Annotated in this window: 17 protein-coding genes; 12 read left to right on the top strand and 5 right to left on the bottom strand. The window is 46.2% G+C overall.

The genetic code is table 11. From position 1 onward, the window contains the following. Positions 1-2: 2 nt before the first annotated feature. Complete coding sequence (locus NSS94_RS24205; protein ID WP_341040308.1) at positions 3-950, bottom strand: Gfo/Idh/MocA family protein; 948 nt, start codon at positions 948-950, stop codon at positions 3-5. A 112-nt stretch (positions 951-1,062) separates the two neighbouring features. Between NSS94_RS24205 and NSS94_RS24200 the strand changes: the two genes are divergently transcribed. Continuing rightward, positions 1,063-2,022, top strand: coding sequence for a helix-turn-helix transcriptional regulator (locus NSS94_RS24200; RefSeq protein WP_029518794.1), 960 nt, complete (start codon positions 1,063-1,065; stop codon positions 2,020-2,022). Positions 2,023-2,064: 42 nt separating this feature from the next. Here NSS94_RS24200 and NSS94_RS24195 read toward each other — a convergent pair whose 3' ends face one another. Beyond that, positions 2,065-2,310: a DUF6953 family protein gene (locus NSS94_RS24195; protein WP_340957405.1), complete on the bottom strand. Its 246-nt coding sequence runs from the start codon at positions 2,308-2,310 to the stop codon at positions 2,065-2,067. Positions 2,311-2,523: 213 nt separating this feature from the next. Between NSS94_RS24195 and NSS94_RS24190 the strand changes: the two genes are divergently transcribed. Continuing rightward, positions 2,524-3,924 carry a transcriptional regulator gene (locus tag NSS94_RS24190; protein WP_069012261.1) on the top strand — a complete coding sequence of 467 codons (1,401 nt, stop codon included), beginning with the start codon at positions 2,524-2,526 and terminating at the stop codon, positions 3,922-3,924. A gap of 209 nt (positions 3,925-4,133) precedes the next feature. Here NSS94_RS24190 and NSS94_RS24185 read toward each other — a convergent pair whose 3' ends face one another. Then, positions 4,134-5,870, bottom strand: coding sequence for an ABC transporter substrate-binding protein (locus NSS94_RS24185; protein WP_341040306.1), 1,737 nt, complete (start codon positions 5,868-5,870; stop codon positions 4,134-4,136). 147 nt (positions 5,871-6,017) lie between these two features. On the opposite strand from NSS94_RS24185, the gene NSS94_RS24180 reads away from it, so the two are divergent. From NSS94_RS24180 to NSS94_RS24165, 4 genes are all read left to right on the top strand, one after another. Further along, complete coding sequence (locus tag NSS94_RS24180) at positions 6,018-7,529, top strand: DUF4153 domain-containing protein (protein ID WP_029518789.1); 1,512 nt, start codon at positions 6,018-6,020, stop codon at positions 7,527-7,529. Positions 7,530-7,542: 13 nt separating this feature from the next. Further along, complete coding sequence (locus NSS94_RS24175; protein WP_341040304.1) at positions 7,543-8,109, top strand: hypothetical protein; 567 nt, start codon at positions 7,543-7,545, stop codon at positions 8,107-8,109. 9 nt (positions 8,110-8,118) lie between these two features. Next, positions 8,119-8,277 (top strand): hypothetical protein, encoded by a 159-nt coding sequence (locus NSS94_RS24170; protein WP_176715748.1) that lies wholly within the window; start codon positions 8,119-8,121, stop codon positions 8,275-8,277. A gap of 251 nt (positions 8,278-8,528) precedes the next feature. Beyond that, entirely contained in the window at positions 8,529-8,966 is a 438-nt protein-coding gene (locus tag NSS94_RS24165; RefSeq protein WP_165145680.1) for a hypothetical protein, read from the top strand. 73 nt (positions 8,967-9,039) lie between these two features. Here the strand turns inward: NSS94_RS24165 and NSS94_RS24160 are convergent, their stop codons facing one another. Beyond that, entirely contained in the window at positions 9,040-10,155 is a 1,116-nt protein-coding gene (locus tag NSS94_RS24160) for a WG repeat-containing protein (protein WP_029518774.1), read from the bottom strand. A gap of 335 nt (positions 10,156-10,490) precedes the next feature. Between NSS94_RS24160 and NSS94_RS24155 the strand changes: the two genes are divergently transcribed. The 5 genes from NSS94_RS24155 (at position 10,491) to NSS94_RS24135 (ending at position 14,946) form a co-directional block, all read left to right on the top strand. Then, positions 10,491-10,808 carry a PTS sugar transporter subunit IIB gene (locus NSS94_RS24155; RefSeq protein ID WP_029518773.1) on the top strand — a complete coding sequence of 106 codons (318 nt, stop codon included), beginning with the start codon at positions 10,491-10,493 and terminating at the stop codon, positions 10,806-10,808. Continuing rightward, a complete protein-coding gene (locus NSS94_RS24150) occupies positions 10,801-11,133 on the top strand; it encodes a PTS lactose/cellobiose transporter subunit IIA (protein ID WP_013312602.1) in 333 nt (110 codons plus the stop codon). The genes NSS94_RS24155 and NSS94_RS24150 overlap by 8 nt, the downstream gene beginning before the upstream one ends. An 84-nt stretch (positions 11,134-11,217) precedes the next feature. Next, positions 11,218-12,546, top strand: a complete 1,329-nt coding sequence (gene celB / locus NSS94_RS24145; RefSeq protein ID WP_340886811.1) for a PTS cellobiose transporter subunit IIC — start codon at positions 11,218-11,220, stop codon at positions 12,544-12,546. A 72-nt stretch (positions 12,547-12,618) separates the two neighbouring features. After that, positions 12,619-14,028, top strand: coding sequence for a glycoside hydrolase family 1 protein (locus tag NSS94_RS24140; protein ID WP_049817047.1), 1,410 nt, complete (start codon positions 12,619-12,621; stop codon positions 14,026-14,028). 207 nt (positions 14,029-14,235) lie between these two features. Continuing rightward, entirely contained in the window at positions 14,236-14,946 is a 711-nt protein-coding gene (locus tag NSS94_RS24135; RefSeq protein WP_029518770.1) for a GntR family transcriptional regulator, read from the top strand. A 94-nt stretch (positions 14,947-15,040) separates the two neighbouring features. On the opposite strand, the gene NSS94_RS24130 is transcribed toward NSS94_RS24135, so the two are convergent. Beyond that, positions 15,041-16,582, bottom strand: a complete 1,542-nt coding sequence (locus tag NSS94_RS24130) for a family 43 glycosylhydrolase (protein WP_341040302.1) — start codon at positions 16,580-16,582, stop codon at positions 15,041-15,043. A gap of 344 nt (positions 16,583-16,926) precedes the next feature. Here NSS94_RS24130 and hmpA point away from each other — a divergent pair, with 344 nt between their 5' ends. Then, complete coding sequence (hmpA, locus tag NSS94_RS24125; RefSeq protein ID WP_069012254.1) at positions 16,927-18,156, top strand: NO-inducible flavohemoprotein; 1,230 nt, start codon at positions 16,927-16,929, stop codon at positions 18,154-18,156. The last annotated feature ends 59 nt before the right edge of the window (positions 18,157-18,215 follow it).

Genomic DNA, 18,215 nt, shown 5'->3' with positions numbered 1-18,215 from the left:
GGTTAACGCTGGGCTTGCCCCAGTCTGCTTTTAATCTCAATAGCTACTTTCAGCGCTTGTACAGCCGATTCCAGTGGAATCAGGCTTTCCGGATGTCCACCAAAGCATTCAAGTGCATGATCCAAGCTTTTTTCATATGGATTGGCAGATTCGAGGTTGATTTCTTGCTGTCCTGATACGGTATACTCATATAATGCGGTAGGTATAAGATCGTTTTCGTCGCTTTCATGAAATACCAGCTTGGCCTTTTCAAAATAAGCCTCATAGGCCACTGTGAATGGGTAGCTTCCCGGCAAGTGGGATGAGGCGATGACTTCTGTGAAAGTATCCCGATGCTGAAAGTAAGCCCGAATCTGTGCTTGTTCAGGATGAGTAACTTCTGTACCCCAGACTGTACAAGGATCACAGGGGCCTAATAGCCAGGTCAATAAATCCAGTTCATGAATCATGAACTGAGTAGGAATGGAGCTTAGTCCAAGATCCCCCCACAGAGGAGGCGTTTCTCTTTTCAAAGATAAGGAGATGAGCTTCCCGTATTTCTGTTGGCGGTATGCTTCATACAGATAGGTATAGGCAGGGTCAAACTTAATGAACTGGTTGACCAGAATCTTTTTGTCATATTGCTTCTCAGCTTGTTGCATAAGAAGAGCGTCTTCGAGATCAAAGCAAACGGGTGTTTCACAAAATACATGCTTACCGTGCTTCAGCGCGTCCACCGCATATGACCTATGCAGGTGGGAAGGCAGGCATAGATCGACGATATCCACGTCTGGATCCAGCAGAATATCCTCTATATTTTGTGTGACTTCTACGTTTAGCTCCTCTTTCAGCTTTTGCAGCTTGGCTTCGTTCCTTCCAAATACCATGATTCTGTTTACCTTGGGATGGTTGTTTAACAGTGAGGCATGATACGCGCCGAATCCCGTCCCCAATATTCCAATATTCATCATCCATCACACCTCTTTACTTCTATGATACACACCTATTACTGCCAACAGGGTGTCAACAATCTTTGCATTATCTTTTCAATTCGGGTTAACCATCTATTGTGGAGGAATGATTGTGAGACTGCATCGTTTAATCGCGATTTTATTATGTATCGAATCTAGAGGGAGAATGAAAGCCAAGGAATTGGCGTTGGCACTGGAAACCTCTGTACGCTCCATCTACAGGGATATCGACCTCCTGGCTGAAGCCGGCGTTCCGATTGTTACCGCTTCCGGCCCGAAGGGCGGAATTTATTTAATGGAGGGTTATACGGCGAACCTGAAACAGTTGAATGGCGGGGATGTCATTCAGTTGTATTTAACAGGGATGGGCATTTATACAGGCGGGCCCACGGAATCGGGTTTGAAGTTAAAGAATGCTCTGCTCAAACTGGAACAGACGATGCCAGACTCGTATCAGTCCGATATTAAGAAAGCCAAAGCGCGGTTTTATTTTGATGATACGCCGTGGTGGACGGAACGTATAGCCATTCCTTGTCTTGAGTCCGTAAGAGCTGCGGTGTGGGGGTCCCATAAAATAAACATTCAATATGAAAAAGCTGACGGAATCTGTTCTTCCCGTCATGTGCATCCCTACGGACTTGTGGTGAAAAAAGGAGATTGGTACCTCATTGCCTTCTGTGAAGTTGGGCGGGAGGTTCGGACCTTTAAGTGTGAGCGAATCAAGGAGGTTCAGCCGTCTGCGGAAGTCTTTGAGGTTCCGGAGGATTTTTCGCTGGAGCATCATTGGATGAGACAAGAAACCGCGTTTAAGCAGCTTTGTGCAGAGAAAGAATACTATCCCGTTCTGATCCGAACGAATAAGAAGCAAGCGGAAATCATAGCGAAAAGGATGGAAATCATCCAGTCTGTACAGGAAGGCACTCATTTCATTCTAACGGTCAACATGTATAGTTATGAAGCGGCCTGCCGCGATGCTATGGATTGGATTGGCAGGGTTGAAGTTGTGGAGCCTGTAATACTCCGACAGTTTGTGAAGGAAGAAATTAACCGACTTCAGAGGATATATGGATAAATCATTAAAAAAGCACCTGCCTAGGGCAGATGCTTTTGCTTGTTAAGTCCAGGCCCAGAGAAATCCGTCACGATCCCAGGCGATTCTGCCACCATGAAGCTTGCGAAATGCTTTTTTGATTTCTTTTTCCAGAGATACATGACCATGCTCGCTTATAAACACATACTGCTCTCCATACTTAGAGCGTACATATGCAATTGCATCTTCTTGTTTCAGGGTGCCCACTTCACGGATCTGCGCGACCATCCATTGTGCAATTTCTTGTTCTGCTGTAGGGGTGTTGTCCATTTGTCGTATCCTTTCCTGCGTACCGATTGGGTGTAGCTGCTCGGCTCACCTCCCCGTAGTATACGGCAATTCGGAGAATTATTGAATTTTTTGATATAAATTTACTGGAGCGGTTGGCTAAGCGAGCTTTCTTTTGTATAATTAAGGGAATATTCACGGGAATTTTCTTTTTTTGTATTGTAATCATGCAAGTAATCCCTGGGGGTGCCTGGTTTGAAGGAAACAACCACAATTCGCGCAGAGCTGGAACAGTACATCAGACGAGAAGGAATTACGATTAGTAAGTTTGGGGAGAACACAGGTATTAATGCAGGAACGATCAGTGCCATTATTAACGGTAATCGTCCGATTGCGATGCTGCTGTTGGATAGGATTGGTGCAGGCATGGGGCTTGAAGAAGGGAGCCTCTATGAGTTATACATTGATGAATTTATACGGAATACGGCACCGAATTGGCGACGGGTTCGTCCCTTTTTGCATCGCTGTGCAGAGCTGAACAAACTGGATTGTATTAAGCAAGTCGTGGAGTTTATGATGGACTATCTCATATACGCCCCAGCTTTGTTTGAGACAGCAGAAGAATTATTCAGCGAAGGTAAGCTCGAGGCTGCTGCAATTATTTATAAAAATGTTTCGGAAAGTGAGAAGTACCAACATTCAGAGCGTCTGGCGCTCTGCCAATACCGTTTATTTACGATTGCCGTTGGTGATGACCAGGACGAAAATTTATGGGCAGCCACACATTTCGAAAGCTTTGTGGACCGACTGGGTGAAGCAGACCAACTGGATGCCTTAAGAGACTTGGCTAATACCTATGCCTCCTTGCGGCGTTGGGATAAAGTAGAATGGTATGCTGAAAAAATGGCTCAAAAAGCCAAGGTACAATACGAGCAAAAATACGGAAATACCAGAAGACCGGAGCGTGGCAAGGAACCTAAGGGTCCTTTGTTTATGTATATTGTATATTCTTACGTGCTGCGTGCCGGGGTGTGGGATGAGCGCGGGGATTATCAGAAGGCACTGGAATTTGTATCCCTATACTCTGATTTGAGCTGGGTGCAAGAGGATACGGAAGAAGCTCGGCGTTTGAAGGCCCTTTGTAGCAACTGGGCTGAGGCCAACGGGTATTTATACCAGTTGATGTCCGGCAGTCTGGATGTGATTCCACAGTATGTAGATTATTTGGAAAAAAACGAAGGCGAAATTCTCGTGGGGTTACATAAAATTATGGTAGCGGCCAACCGTTATGATTTTAATGTAGACCATGTACTGCAACGTTTTGAAAAACAAATTGAGGCATTTGCAGATCAGCATGTTAAGGTAGGCACTTATACGGAGCAAATGTCAGCAGATCTCTATGCACGATTTTTGGCAGAGATGGCTTGTTATGATCTCAACAAACACCGTTATACCAAAGGTATGAAATTCTTGCTTGAGAGCCTTTCTTATTCCGTCGTGCTGAATGGTAATCCTGTCACCATCAAATGTGTAGGATTATTTGAAAAGTATCGGCATACTGCCACTTCTCAGGACAAAGAGGAATATAAAAACTTACTTGGAGAGGTAGAGTACATCCATGATAAAAAAGATCGTTTTTTCTCTGCTCGCATTTAATGTTTTTATCCTGTTGAATTTTCCACCCGTTACCCCTCCTATGGAAGATCCTAGCGATGTCCACAGTCATGGGTTGGGGGGATGGGCGCTTTCATCCCTTGAACCATCTACTTGAAAAGGTCTGGATTGTCGTAACCCAAAAGGTATCCTCTTGTGAAAAGAGGATACCTTTTTTTGGTCATCCGATGCGCTTGAATGGACCGCTTGGCTCAAGGCTTGGATGATGGAGGTACAGCAGGTGGAAACCAGACATGACGCAGATCCACCCAGCCCTGACTGTTAAAAGATACGCCGCGCACAGAAGGGAGATAGGCCGTCTGAACGGGTTTTTCATATAAAATATGCAGCTGGTGCTCATCCATGAGCCGAGTTTCGATATGTTCAAATTGCTGCGCCCTAACAGTGTGATCGGCCTCCCGTGCAATTTCACGCAGCAGTCTTTCGATATCCACACGGCTATGAGGCTCAACATGTCCGGATACATTCAGATACAAGTCAAACAGGCGTAATTGCTCATCACGGTCACGAAAGAGAGAAAAGATGATTAAGTCTGACTCCATACGGATAGATGAGCTTTTGAATTCATTCATAGATGCGGCCACGATGTTACAGGTATACCCACAGGATTCGAGCTGAGCCGCAACCCGGTCTGCGTCCGCTTTATACTCGGGAATGGTAGCAATTTGCAGTGCCGCCAGTGGTTCAAAAGAATCGTTAGATGAATTTACTGCTGGAGGAAGGGAGCGATGATCCAGACATGCTACAATGCGGGCACGTATTTCTGGGTTACGCAGCGGTCCATCCTTGTGTGTATTACATGTGATAAATTTGCGTACCGAAGCCGCCGAGTGAATCTGGCTCCATGCGGTATCCGTATCTCCCGCCGATACGGGATTATGGATAATGTGAAAAGAAGAAGCGGTGTCTTCCGTATCCGACGATTCCAGCTTAGTCGCCCACGGGAGTTGGACAATTTCCACTCGGTCCAGATGAGCTCGGCCTTGAAAATAAGGTGCGAAAGCCTCCAGTGTACACAGGCTCTCGTTCATTTCCGTGACTTTGAATGCCCCTGTACCGACAGGGTGGATGCCAAAGGCGGCTTCACCCACCTGATTAAGCTCACGCGGCACAATCGCAGCCCGGCTGGTACACAGGAAGGATAGAAATAGCTCGTTTGGCTCCTTTAGTACGAAGCGTACCATCGTCGGACTTAAAGCCTGGACGTGCTGAATTTGCCGGACGATAAAATGGTAAAGTCTCCTTCCCGGGGCCCGACTCAGTCGCTCAAAGGTATAGACGACGTCTTCAGCGGTGAGTATTTTTCCGTTATGAAACAGCACTTCTTTACGCAGGAAAAAAGTCCACTGTGTACGAGTGGTGTCCACCTCCCAAGCGTGCGCCAATCCCGGCAAAATCTCGCCGCTTTCGTTCGCCCGACGGGCCAGGCCATCAAAGACGTGGCTGGATACGAAGGACTCGGCAAGCCAGTTCAAGTACAACGGGTCCAGCGTATAAAGTTGCTGGCGAATAGGCAGACGCAGCGTGTCGATCTGCTGCTGATCACTGCGCACCTCCGCGTGGTGCCCAAAATAATTTAGCAGCCAGCCTTGCAAATGCTCTTGCATGGTGGAGGAGCGCGAATGAACTCGGATCTCATCCAGCGCGCGTTTGATATCATGGCGGTCTATGGCTTGCATCATGGATTGCACGGCAATGTCTTCCGGCTGAATAAGGAAGCGCAGACTGGAGCGGCGGCCTCTGCCTCGGCGGGGAGTCCATTGTATCCAGTCATGCTGCTCCATTTTCTGAATGATCATCAAGGCGTTGCGGTGAGTACAGTCAAAAATAGCTGCCAGCTCATCCAGCGTCGTCTCTATAGTATGGTTTTCGTCCTTGTCGTCAGCTGCGTGTGAGTGAAGTCGTAAAAATTGGGCATGGAGTTTCATTCAAGGTTGCTCCGTTTCCCCTATATTTGATTAAAAGCGTAGCCACTTTTATAAAATAGGAAATTTTGTTTGAATTAATTTCTCTTTATCTTCTTATTTTATCATCTACAATAAGGGTTATAAAGCATATTTGCGGAGGTATTTATCATGCATGACAAGATGAATGGAACGTCTTTGCCGAAAACGTCGTTTCTGTCTGCCTTTGCTGGCGCAATTGTGTTGGCGCTGGTTCATCAATATCTGTTCTTCGGACATGGGCTGGGCGTGTCTATGCCAATTTTTGTTATTGGGTTTTACGCCTATATGTATGCCTTTAATCGAGATCGTTTCCAGCTCAAATCATGGATAGGGCGTTTGCTGTTTGTGATCATTTTCATGCTGGCATTGACATACGTGCTGTTCAATAATCCGATCCTATATGTGTTAAATGCGCTGGCGATACCTGCTCTGATTAGCGTACATATGGTGCTGCTGTTCGGGGAGAAAAGGCATGGCTGGTCAGAACCCGGTATTATCGGTCAGGCGCTAAGCCATTGGTTTTATCAAAATTTCCGCCATATCGTGACTCCGTTTCGAATGTTTAAGACGGCAGCCTTTCGGAATGTAAAGGATGAGCGTAAGCGTGTATTGGGTAAAGTGATAATCGGTCTACTTATTGCCTTGCCGTTGCTACTCATTATTATATCTCTGCTGGCTTCGGCAGACGGGATGTTCGAAAAGTTGTTATCTGGCATACCCGAATGGATTGGCACATTGACCTTTGGGAGTGGTTTGCCGCGGCTGATCTGGATCTGCTTTTTCACCTTCTGTTTCTTCTGTTACTTGTGGGGATTTGTACAGCCTGCTCCGCGTAATACGCAGAGAGAAACTCAGTCATCAACAGTACCTTACCACGAGCCGGTTGCGATCAAGTTTGATCCTGTAATTACCGCTACGGTGCTGATTGTCATGAATTTGGTGTATGTTGTGTTCGTCGTGTTGCAGTTCGGATATTTGTTTGGTGCATGGGAAGGTGCTCTGCCCGAAGGAACCTCGTATGCCGAATATGCGAGAAGAGGATTCGGGGAGCTGGTTATGGTAACAGGTATCAACTTTGTGCTGATGATCAGTGTATTGAAGTGGACTGAATTTGGCTCAGGTATAGTGCAAAAAATGAACAGCGGCCTGCTGTACATACTCGTGGGTTGTTCGGGTGTGATGCTGTATTCGGGATATACCCGGCTGGTTATGTACGAAGAAGCATACGGCTATACGTACACCCGCTATTTGGTACACGCGTTTATGATTTTTCTGGGCTTGCTACTGCTTATTGCAGCAATGCGCATTCATTTCCGTCAACTGCCGTTGGCGAAATATTATATTGTACTCGCTCTGGTCGCCTATGTCGTCGTGAACTATGTGGGCATTGATATACGGATTGCTGAAAATAATCTCGAACGGTATCGCACGACATCGGTGATAGATAAGGAATATTTGAGTGAGCTATCGGCGGACGCGATTCCGCTGCTGATTGACTTTAGCCGTAAGGAACATGGAGCGCTGGATGAGTTTTTACAAGCCCGTTTGACGAGCATGACGAGAGAAGAATCGGCTTGGTCTGAATTCAATTGGGCAAAGTATCGAGCGCAACGAGAATTGCACAACTATATTTTGGAATGAGAGGTGTTTGGGAATGATCGGAACAGATACAGTGGAGGGTATGGTATTGGAGCTACAGGATGAGATGTCACAGTATCAGCATCAATTTGGTGTAAGACGAAACCATTTTCTTGCGGAGGCGATGTCCTACGGAATGAGTGAGGAGGAAGCTCGGTCTTATGCTATCCAGAGTATCGGTCCGGTCGTTCCCGTCGCCTATATGCCTACGTTGGCCCCGGGTAAAACCCGACTGCTCAGTCCGATGCTGGCAGCGCGGTACCGATATGCGGGGGATTGGAAGGACATCGACGAGCACCTGCTCCTGCCGGATGAGGTGCTGCGGATCGCAGGTACAGAGCAGTTTCGCAGCTGGATCAGCGATATGCGGAATTACTGGGTGGAATCGGCTCCATACCGATTCGGGGATGATCGTCTTTCGCTGCTGTCGGTTGCAAGCGAGGAAGAGGGTCACTTTTCCATGCTCGTCTGGAAGGAACCCGGTGAAGAGCCTGAAGTATGGACGTATGCTTTGCAGCATGAATACCGATTCAGTCATCTGCTCCATTGGTTCAAGTGGCTGAACGGGCGAAGTGAAGAATGAGAGGTACAGATGATAAAAAAGAATCGTAATTGGATCGTGCTATTTATCGGCATCGCTCTGATGGTGGGGGCAGCAGACTATTTAACACAAGCTAAGCCTACGACTACTCCTGAGCTTATCGTTCCAACCGTAATCAGTGAAGAAAGCCTTCAGTTAAGTGATGATTAACGAGAAAGGCGTTTTATTTTCTCAACCTAATGGATCAGAAGGCCGTGCCATCACTGTAGATGGAATTTAAATTTAAATAGAAAAATAAAAATAAGTTAATTTTTCCGTGGTATTGCGTTGTTAAAGTAAGGCGGAAATCACCCTAATAGTTGAGAGGGAATGGAGGCCAACATCAATTGAATGTGGAGCCATTCAGATGTTCAAGCGACTCCGTTCATTTCCTCTACAACTTATATTCAGGGGGAATTTCAATGGCTAGAAGTGCAAGTACTTACGCATCTGTAATTGACGGTTTTAAGGTAGAAACGAACAAGAAGTATTCGCCAGTAGGTGGAACGAAATGTAATATTTTCGCTCAAGACGTGATGTCTGCGATGTCAGCACCCTTGCCAAGCGGCTTAGCCAATCAAATGGCTGATGCTTTACTGAATAAAAAAGCGCCGGGCTGGTACTCTGTAACCTTTCAGGATGCTCAAAAAAGAGCTAATCTCGGGTATCCTACGATCGGGATCAAAAAAGAGGATGGACATGGTCATGTAGTCGTTGTCAGACCGAAGGGTTCATCGATTACGATTTTGAAAGAAGTACAGGTTGCTCAGGCGGGGACCAAGAATTATAACAGTAACACCATTAACTATTCGTGGGTGGCAGCAGATCTGCCTGGAGTGAAATTCTACACACACGACTAATTATATTCGATATACTGGAAATTTAATGACCCCGGAAGCAGATCCACTCGATCTGTTTCCGGGGTCGTCTTTTTTATTTTGAAACGGAATGTTTAGATACAATGAAAGCTTTGCCTGGCTTGATAAAAGCAACAGCATAGCCATTGGAGAAGGAGGAGGATTCCGCTCTGTACTCAAGTTTAGTCAGCAGTTGCCCTTGACGATTGATGTAGCCAAATTTGCCGTCTGAGACGGATGATTGTGTTTGTTTACCGACTAAAGCAAAGCCTTCTTTGAACGGAGAGGTAACATCATATTTAAGTTGATATTTAATGACCAGCGTTCCGTTTTTATCAATAAATCCGATTTCGTTTTTTGCATTTTTCACACTCGCCAGGCCTTCACTAAAATTCTGAGCATCCGTAAATTTAAAGGGAATCACGACTTTCCCCTGTTTATTGATGAATCCCCATTTCCCCTTGGTATTTTGCACCGGGGCCAATCCCTCCGAGAAGTCTCCGCCAGATTTATATTGAAGAGGAATGACTTCTTTCCCTGCTGTATTGATATACCCGTAGAGCTCTTTGCTATTTTGAACAATAGCCAAGCCATCCGAGAAACCACGACTGTATTTGTATTTATAAGGAATCGCTAGTTGACCAGAGGCATTCACAAAACCGATCTTGCCAGTGTTGGGGGCGTAGGCAAGAGCCAGACCGTCCGTAAATATATATTCTGAATCCACATTTTCTTTAAAATGAGAAAGGATTTTTCCCGTTCGATCTATAATTGCATTTTCTTTGGTGTCTGCTATGGTGACCTTGGCTTTTCCTTCCGAAAAGAAATTGGCTTCGGTATATTGGCAAGGGATGACTAGTGTTCCTTTGGTGTTCATGTACCCATAGAGATTGGTTTTTGTATTTTTGACGACGGCTCGCTGCTCATGAAAATCGCCAACGGGTTTAAGCTCGGCGGGAAGTGAGAAAGCTTTTGCTCCTTTGGTATTGTAATACACAAGGTTTCCAGCGGATGTTTCAGCGGCCAATAAGCCATCATGAAAAGCACCATCGCTCAGCGGGCGAGCAATGTTGTAATCCAGAGCAGTTTTAGAAACTTCAATGGTTGTTGTGCTGGATGCGGCCCAGCCTGTTCCAATAACGGAGAGGCTAGTAACCAGAATCAATGCAGCTAATCCTAACTTTTTTAACATGCATAAGCTCCTTTATGAGTTGATTTGATTTTTTAACTTTGGGCTTCGGAAAATCTTACCCCCATACGTAAGGTCTTCCATAATATAGACGATAAAAATGTAGGAATGTTTCTTGATATTCTAAATTTTTCTAATTTTCAGCTATTACTGAGAGATTAAAGATAAGAGATCACGTTCATTTTCAAGAAAAAAAGTGGAGAAGTCGTGTCATTTTAAAAAAAGTCTATACATATAACCTAAATGTATAGACAAATCAAAAGACTGGATTTATAATTACGCTGTAAACGTTTTCTAGTACTTAACATCCAATAATACCTTGAAGGGAAGGAATAATCATGAAAAAAATTTTACTGGCGTGCAGCTCAGGTATGTCTACAAGTTTGCTGGTTACTAAGATGCAGGAATATGCTAAGTCCATTGGGGACGAGGCTGAAATTTGGGCAGTAGGTCAAGATCAGGCGGCAGAAGACATGGCTAAGGCTGACGCGGTATTGATTGGACCACAAATGAGTTTTCTGAAAGGACAACTGGAAAAGGAAGCAGCTCCATATGGTATTCACGTAGAAGTGATCGACATGATGGCCTACGGAATGGTTGACGGTAAGAAAGCCTATGAACAGGCCGTGAAGCTGGTGGAACGCAAAAATGGATAAAGTCAATATAGCTGAACTGACGGAAGAACAGATTAGTTTCCAACTTATTCTTCATAGTGGAAGCGCTCGCAGTAAAGTAATTCAGGCGCTGACCGAATACCGAAATGAGAATGTAGAAGGTGCGGACGAACTGCTCAAACAAGCCAAGCAGGATTTACGTGCTGCACATGATATCCATTTTCAAATGGTTAAGAAGGAAGCGGGAGGTACCCAAACTCCCTTCTCGCTCCTTCTGATGCATGCCGAGGATCATCTGATGTCCACGGTTACCATGAAAGACCTGGTTCTAGAATTGCTGGAGCTGTTCAAATCCAGAAATTTATAGCGAAACATATAAGTATGTGAAATTTAGGACATAAAAAGCTTGCAACCCTATTGATGCAAGTCACTTCGCGGGGAGGAATAGGCTTTGTTTGAGAAATTAAGCCGGATACTGATACCTATTGCCGGTAAACTGAACAACAACCGCTATCTTACTGTACTACGTGATGCATTTATGTTGTCATTTCCATTAACAGTTTTTGGCTCCATCATCGTCGTTATTATCAATCTGCCGTTTCTAAAAGGGTGGATGGGCGACGGCAATTATACAACTTTTAACAGTCTGCTGAACATTGCGCCGAGTGCCACACTGAACATCATGACCTTATTCGTGGTTGTCGGGATCGGCTATTATTTATCCCGAAGTTATAAGGTCGAGCCCATATTCGGCGGCATGATCGCGTTGGTCAGCTTCTTGATGCTCACCCCGTTTGTGCTGACACAAGAAAGCGGTGCCACGATTGCTGGTGTCATTCCGTTGGATCGGATTGGGGCCAAAGGCATGTTCCTTGGCATGATCGTTGCTTTTATAGCTGGTGAAATTTACCGAAGAGTGACACAGCGGAACATTATTATCAAAATGCCTCCAGGCGTTCCGCCGGCAGTTGCCAAGTCATTTGCCGCTTTGCTTCCGGCATGTATTACATTGGGCATATTTTTGATCATTAATGTTGTAGTTACACTGACCCTTCATAATAACCTGCATGATCTGATTTATCATGCCGTACAGGCACCGCTGGTACATTTGGGCAGTGGCATTATCCCTACATTGATTGCTATTTTCTTTGTTCAGCTTTTATGGTTCTTTGGTCTTCATGGTCAAATCATTATCAACTCGGTTATGGAGCCGATCTGGAATACGCTGGCACTTGAAAACTATGAAGCATACTCCAAAGGAGCGGAACTGCCGCATATTATCACCAAGCAGTTTGTGGATATTTATACCGTAGGTATCGGTGGTACAGGTATGACACTGGCAGTCGTGCTCACGATTCTGATCTTCCTGAAGAGCAAGCAATTGAAGCAGGTCAGTAAGTTGGCCATTGGACCAGGTCTGTTCAATGTCAATGAACCCGTCATTTTCGGTTTGCCGATTGTGATGAATCCGCTTATTTTTGTCCCATGGGTCATTGCTCCAATGATCGTTACGCTGATTACTTACTTCGCGATGTCCACCGGGCTTGTACCACCGCCTAACGGAATACAGGTCCCTTGGACGATGCCGTTGTTCTTTAGTGGAATGATGGCTACGGGATCTCTAATGGGAGGCGTACTGCAGTTGTTTAATATGGCTGTCGTTTTTGTCATTTGGTTCCCATTCCTGAAATTTATTGATCGGATGAACGTTCGTAAAGAGCAGGAAGAGGAGCTTAACCAAGCAGCCATTGCAGGTAAGGATCAAACTGTTGGAATGTAATGTGAATAAGCTGCTGGATTAGCAGCTTATTCATGCAAAAGAGAGAGGAGTAGAGCTGTGAATCATACCGAAATGAAAGATATCGAGCAGCAAACCATTCAATACCGTTTTCCATCCGACTTCTGGTGGGGCTCATCGGCCTCGGCTACCCAGACAGAAGGAACCATGGAGGGAGACGGCAAAGGACCGAACATTTGGGATTATTGGTTTGAGCAGGAGCCGAACCGTTTTTATGACGGGGTTGGACCTGGCGAAACGTCCCGTTTCTATACCCGTTACAAAGAAGATATTGCACTCATGAAAGAGCTTGGTCACAACTCCTTCCGGTTCTCTATTTCCTGGTCGCGTCTGTTTCCAGCGGGAAGGGGTGCGATGAACCAGAAGGCGGTTGATTTCTATAATGCCGTCATTGCAGAGTTGCATCAGGCGGGGATTGAGCCATTTGTGAGTTTGTATCATTTTGATTTGCCGATGGCTTTACAGGAAAAAGGAGGATGGGTGAACCGGGAGACGGTCGAAGCTTACGTAGATTACGCTAACACTTGCTTTGGGCTATTCGGAGATCGTGTGGCCAAATGGTTTACGCATAATGAGCCGATTGTCCCAGTGGAAGGCGGCTATCTGTACGATTTCCATTATCCGAATGAAGTGGATTTCGGTAAAGCTGTACAGGTGGGATACCATACCCTGTTATCGAGCGCGAGTGCCATTAAGGCATACAAAGAGGGAGGCTACAAGGGCAAAATCGGAATTATTTTGAACCTGACGCCGACCTATCCGCGTAGTCAGCACCCGGCAGACGTGCAGGCTGCTGAAATATGCGATGCGTTCTTTAACCGTTCCTTTTTAGACCCATCTGTGACGGGAGAATTTAACCCTTTGCTCGTGGAACTGTTGCGCCAAGAGGGCTTTGTACCGCTGATGGAAGACGGGGACCGGGAGATTATACGTCAAGGCACGGTGGGCCTGCTGGGGATTAACTATTATCAGCCTCGCAGAGTCAAGGCTCGCGAAAGTCTGCCGAATCCAGATGCGCCTTTTGTGCCGGAACGATTCTTCGATTATTACGCTATGCCTGGCCGTAAGATGAATGAGATGCGGGGCTGGGAGATTTATGAGAAGGGCATTTACGACATTCTGACCAATGTCAGACTGAATTACGGCAACATTGAATGCTTCATTTCAGAAAATGGGATGGGTGTTCAAGGCGAGGAAAAATTCAGGGATGAGCACGGCATGATCCATGATGACTATCGCATTGATTTTATCCGTGAGCATCTCAAATGGGTTCAACGGGCCATCTTGGAGGGCTCCAATGTGAAAGGCTATCACTTATGGACGTTTATGGACAACTGGTCCTGGACGAATGCTTATAAGAATCGCTATGGTTTTGTGTCTGTCGATCTTCAGGACGGCGGCAAAAGATCCGTTAAACAGAGTGGGCACTGGTTCAAACAAGTGATCGAAAATAACGGATTCTAAGGTGGTGGGTGGTCCTCTGGACCGCCTTTTTTTTATCACCGTGCCAAGTTACTCTGTATACTGCTGGTGAGAAAGTATATTGTTCGGTATACTTACTTATACCGTAATACCTCGATGTCCCCGCCTGCAGAACCAAAAGAACCAGCGCTACCGATTTTTTTGGTAAAATGCTGACATAAAACAAATTTTAGTACAGGTGGTAGACAGATGAATAAATACGAACGGATTGCACAAGAGGTCAAGAAGCGTATTATAGATAAGACCTATAGCAGTGATGATCCGATTCCCGATGAAATTTCACTGGCCAGTGAGTTCCGGGTAAGTCGGATGACGATTAAGCGGGCATTGGATACGTTGGTGTCGGAAGGGCTGTTGAATCGTAAAAGAGGACACGGAACCTTTATCGTCAAATCGGTCTACAATGTCCCGGTTAATGTCGTTGTGAATGAAATGCTGGGGCTGACAAACGTACTGCGCGGGAAAGAAATCAAAAGTAAAATCATAGCGTTTGACGTTCAATTTCCATCTGAAGAGGTAGCGGCGCATCTATTTATTGATGCCAATTCTCCTGTGTATCATGTCGTCCGTCTGCGTATTGTAGAGGGCGAGCCCTATGTGATAGAGCGCACATACATGCCTACCAAGCTGATCAGCGGTATTACCGAGCAGGTGTTGCACGGCTCAGTGTACAAACATATTAAGGAGGAGCTGGGCCTTAATATTGTCAGTTCACATCGTACCATCCGCGCGTCCAAGTCGACTGAGCTAGATTGGGAGTATTTGGACTGTGGTGTGGATGATCCGGTTTTAGAAATTGAGCAGGTAGGTTATCTGGATACGGGTATACCGTTTGAATACTCATTCTCACGGCATCGGTATGATAAATTTGTGTTTACCACAGTAAATCGGATACGTTGAGCGAATGAGTACGAAACAGGTGGTAAAGCAAGCATGGCAGAAGAAGCCTATTTGATATGGGATTCTCCTGTCATGTTCTTTTTAATGAAGCAAGTTAATTGCCAAGCAATCTGACTTCATGCACTGTCGGGGTATACCAGTTGTTCGGATTATTGAATAGCACTGCATTTACAAGGTTGATTCGCACGTAGCGAGCTTGAAAATTGACTTTGTCACAGGTAAAACCATATGTGGTATTACCTGTGCGATCAATCGTGGAGTAGTTGACTCCATCCATGCTGTATTCAATTTTGTATTTGTAATACGCTTCAGATCCTTTGTACATAAACCATGAAATACCCACTTCGCGGATGGTCTTGGAACTGCCCAAATCGACCTGCCACCATGCAGGCCAGGATGCGGAAGTAGCCTTCCACGAGGTTTGGGCGTTGCCATCGTTCGCCAGTGAAGCTGGAGAACCGGATGCGGCTGAGCTAGCAGTCGCTGTTTTGCCCTGTGCATGATTCACAAGGGACGGTAGAATTACTGCGCCTGTCGCAGCATCCAGATCCCAGCTACTGTACCAGTTCAGGGTTGCTGTTTTGTTGGCGTCATTCAGAGTTAGTGGCAACCAGATGAATTTGTGGTCGCTCAGATTGAGCGGGTTCCAGCGGTCGCCCATATAGATGTAGCTGGTTCCCGCGCTACCCGTAACCGTGGCGATGGAGTGGATTTGCGATCCATAAGCCGCCGGATCACCGAAGGGCGATAGAGCAGACCAGCTTCCCGTCATGGAACTGGCGGTTGCGTAAGCGCCCTGATTCGGATACCAGCCGGATGCCTGCGAGGTGAACAGGTAGTAGGTGTTGTTCTTTTTCACAACAGCAGGAGCTTCGCGATAGCCATTTTCAAAAATCCAGCCAACAAACGACTGCACGCCCGTATAATCAGCTGTCAGCTTGAAGATCGCCATCGTATCGTTGGCGCCGCCATTTTTACGGGAAGCTGTAATAAGGTAGCCGCTACCGTCAGTATCCGTGAACACCGTCATATCACGAGATTCGTAATTCAGCGGGCGAAAGCTGCCTTGGTAGGCAAAATTTCCGTCGGGTGTATCGCTGGTAGCGACGGCTACACGACCTAGGGAGTAGTCCGTGCCATTTTCATAGTGCGCCCATAATACATATTTTCCGGTGGTTTTGTTGTAGATGACTTTGGGACGCTCGATTTTGCTCGAATTTAGCTCAGGGGCGGAATCCTTGGTGAGAATAGTGCTGCGGAAGGACCAATTTTTCAAATCGGTTGAGGTATACACGTTCACTTTTTCAAATTTCCAGTTTTCGGCGTGCTCGCCGTACCAATAATAAGTGGAACCTACTTTTAGGATATTACCGCTGTTCGCCTGAATGGGGTTACCTGCGGTGTCTTTCCAATCCGTTCCGTTCGTAATGGCCGTGCTTGCTGTTGCGCTCAGGGATAGTTCGGCATTGGCGACGTCCAAACCATTCAGCGCCTGGTTCACTTCGGTCCCGTAGGTTGCTTGCGTAACTCCTGTTGTATGGGCATGGGCTACGTCGGGTTGAAGACCCGCACTGGACACTGCGAACAGGATACAAATCCATGCGGCTAACCATTTGCTGCTGTGGATCCACTTCACGATATCATCTGCCTCCTTTAACACGAATAGGATGGGCCGTAACGGCTTGTCCGGCACCTCATCTTCGATTTTATCCCAATTGGAAGCGTTTACAAGTGGAATAAATTGAAGTCTTTAGAATGGTGAAACTGTTGTTAGGGGAAAGTGCGTTCGTTATATCGGAATTGTTTTTAAATGTGCGTTTTGTCATTGACATGTTCGAATAATTCAAATTTAAAGTGACTAGAATCACATAAACGGTTACTTTAGTTGGGTATACTTGCTTTAAATTGAGGATTAACAAATGGGGCATATGTTGATACACCCTTTGTTGATCTTATTTTGGAGAGAAGAGGGATACAAAGATGCTAAGTGAGCAAACCATTGCAACGATCAAATCGACTGTACCTGTTTTGGAGGTACATGGAACTACAATCACCAAGCGTTTTTACCAGATGATGTTTGAGGCCCATCCCGAGCTTCTCAATATATTCAATCACGCGAATCAGAAGCAAGGACGTCAACAAGGGGCGCTGGCCAATGCTGTATACGCAGCTGCACAGCACATTGACCGTCTGGAGGAAATTATTCCGGTGGTACGTCAGATTGCACATAAGCATCGCAGTTTGGGAATTAAGCCCGAGCATTATCCAATTGTCGGAAAATATCTGCTCGCTGCGATCAAAGACGTACTGGGAGATGCGGCTACAGACGAGATCATTGCCGCATGGGCTGAGGCCTATGGTGTGATCGCTAATGTATTTATAGACATGGAAGCTGAAATGTACAAGGAGGCTGGACAGCAGCAGGGAGGCTGGTCAGACTTTAAGAGCTTTGTTGTGCAGAAAAAGGTTAAGGAAAGCGACCAAATTACGTCCTTTTATTTGGTGCCGCAGGATGGACAGGTGCTGCCTGAATTCGAGCCTGGGCAATATATCAGCTTAAAAATGGAAATTCCGGGCGAACATAATACCCATATTCGTCAATACAGCCTTTCGGATGCACCGGGCCAATCCCACTACCGGATATCTGTAAAGCGCGAGGATGCCGTAGAGTCACGTCCGGCAGGTAAAGTATCCGTATATCTGCATGAGCAGGTACAAGAGGGCGATGTGCTTCAGGTATCTGCACCGGCGGGTGATTTTACGCTGGATCGGGCAGATCGCAGACCTGTCGTGCTGATCAGCGGCGGGGTCGGGCTAACCCCAATGGTCAGTATGCTGGCTTCCTTGGTGAAATCTGCTCCGCATCGGCCTGTCACCTTTGTCCACGCAGCAGTCAACGGAGATAACCATGCTCTGCGCAATGAGGTGGAAAAGCTGGTCGCCACACATGCACAGGCTGCAGTTCGTTGGTGTTACAGCAGACCAACGGAGCAAGATCGGCTGGCACAGGCTTTTCACAAGGAAGGTCGTTTGGATCTGGCCTGGTTGCAATCCGTGATACCGGAACGTAACGCACAATATTACTTTTGCGGCCCTGAGGGATTCATGCAATCGGTATACGGCCTGTTGAAGGAGTGGAATATCCCTGCTTCGGATATCCACTATGAATTCTTTGGCCCTGCCAGCGCTTGGGAAGCAGAAGCACAATGACACAATGAAACATCAAAAAGACGAAGGATATTTGTCCTTCGTCTTTTTTGCGATGATAC

Origin of the sequence: Paenibacillus sp. FSL L8-0644 (assembly GCF_038008165.1) — a bacterium.
Classification (GTDB): domain Bacteria; phylum Bacillota; class Bacilli; order Paenibacillales; family Paenibacillaceae; genus Paenibacillus; species Paenibacillus polymyxa_D.
This window is presented reverse-complemented; position numbering and strand designations above follow the sequence as displayed.